We start from the raw sequence: 1,599 nt of genomic DNA on the forward strand, positions 1-1,599 counted from the left end.
TATTCATCACCATTATCGCTGTCTTTATATTCGCGCTTTACCACCACTAGGAATCACATCAGTTATAGAAAGCCTGTAACCATCAGTCCGAGGATAGTCAACAACAAGGCCACCAGCTTTGTCGGTCCCCATATCCGCCAAGTGCACGTAGTTAACGTCCATTGTTAAGCGTACAGTTCCATCACTAGCAACATAAGGCGTGAAATAAGCGGTGGAGCCTAGGGATGCTCCGATCAACTTGTCGTGCAGCCGCGGCAAGTTGCAATTTTCCAGGCACCTACAGCTCTCCGTGTTAAACGCGAACCTCACCCATACCCATGAGCTGTTTTCGAACCCTCCACAGGTTTGCCAGGGCGAACAGCGTGGTCAACTGAGCCGTGTTTTTCATCAGCCCACGAAAACGTACTTTCACGTAACCAAACTGCCGCTTGATCACGCGAAACGGATGCTCGACCTTGGCCCGTGTCTGAGCCTTGCAGAACTCGATCTTGCGCTTGGCTTTGTACAGTACGCTGCGCTGGTTCAGCTTGGAATAGGTGCTGCGACGCGCTGCAATCTGCCAGATCACCCCCCGATTTTCATGCTCTTCGCGCCTTTCGACACCGGTGTAACCGGCATCTGCATACACGGCGTTTTCTTCGCCATGCAGCAGTTCAGCCACCTGCGTGACATCGGCCACATTGGCAGCGGTGCCATGGACGTGATGCACCAGACCGGATTCAACATCGACACCGATGTGCGATTTCATCCCGAAATAGTACTGATTTCCTTTCTTTGTCTGGTGCATTTCGGGGTCGCGTTTACCGTCCTTGTTCTTGGTCGAACTCGGCGCATGGATCAGCGTGGCATCGACGATGGTGCCTTGGCGCAGCGACAGGCCTTTTTCCTGCAGATAACCATTGATGACCGCAAGGATTGCCGGTGCGAGCTGATGCTTCTCCAGCAAGTGCCGGAAGTTCATGATCGTGGTGTCTTCGGGGATTGGCGCGCTCAGCGTCAGGAGTGCGAACTGGCGCATGGGCGTGATTTCGTAGAGCGCTTCTTGCATGGCCGGGTCGCTCAGGGAGAACCAGTTCTGCAACAGATGGATGCGCAGCATGGTTTCCAGAGGATAGGGTTTTCTCCCGCAGCCGGCCTTGGGGTAGGACGGTTCGATCAGCTCCAGCAGGCCTGCCCAGGGCACCACCTGATCCATTTCGGCGAGGAAGCGCTCTCGGCGGGTTTGCTTGCGCTTGCCGGCGTACTCAAAGTCGGAAAAGCTCATCTGGCTCATGGGCGGCTCGGATCAGGTGTTGCGGGGATTCTCGCATAACTGAAGGCTTGTTCGGAGATTCCCTAAGCGCATCCTGTAAGTGCTATCAGAGCCCCCCTGTTCGGTGAGGCCCGTGGCTGGTCCTTGTTGGCCGGAGCCGGCCAACCTATCGGTACTACTCGGCGTAGGCGTCTAGTTGCTTCTTCATCTCAAGACGTTGCGCATCGAGCATCTGATTGAGCTGATCCGCTTTGAACACATCGAAGGGAGCTCGTACGAAGGCCAGCACCTCGATCGGCGCCGAGGACTGGCGCACGACCTTGCTCGACTGACCGGAGCTCGCGCTG

The 1,599-nt window shown here is 55.8% G+C and carries 1 protein-coding gene; it reads right to left on the reverse strand.

The window, feature by feature from the left end:
• Positions 1 to 292 precede the first annotated feature (292 nt).
• Complete coding sequence (locus DB891_RS17390) at positions 293 to 1,273, reverse strand: IS5 family transposase (RefSeq protein ID WP_116764836.1); 981 nt, start codon at positions 1,271 to 1,273, stop codon at positions 293 to 295.
• Between the last annotated feature and the right edge of the window lie 326 nt (positions 1,274 to 1,599).

This window comes from Flavobacterium laiguense (assembly GCF_003097655.1).
Lineage (GTDB): Bacteria > Bacteroidota > Bacteroidia > Flavobacteriales > Flavobacteriaceae > Flavobacterium > Flavobacterium laiguense.

Coding starts and splice junctions, on each gene's coding strand:
- DB891_RS17390 (WP_116764836.1), bottom strand. CDS start 1,273: ATGAGCCAGATGAGCTTTTCCGACTTTGAGTACGCCGGCAAGCGCAAG.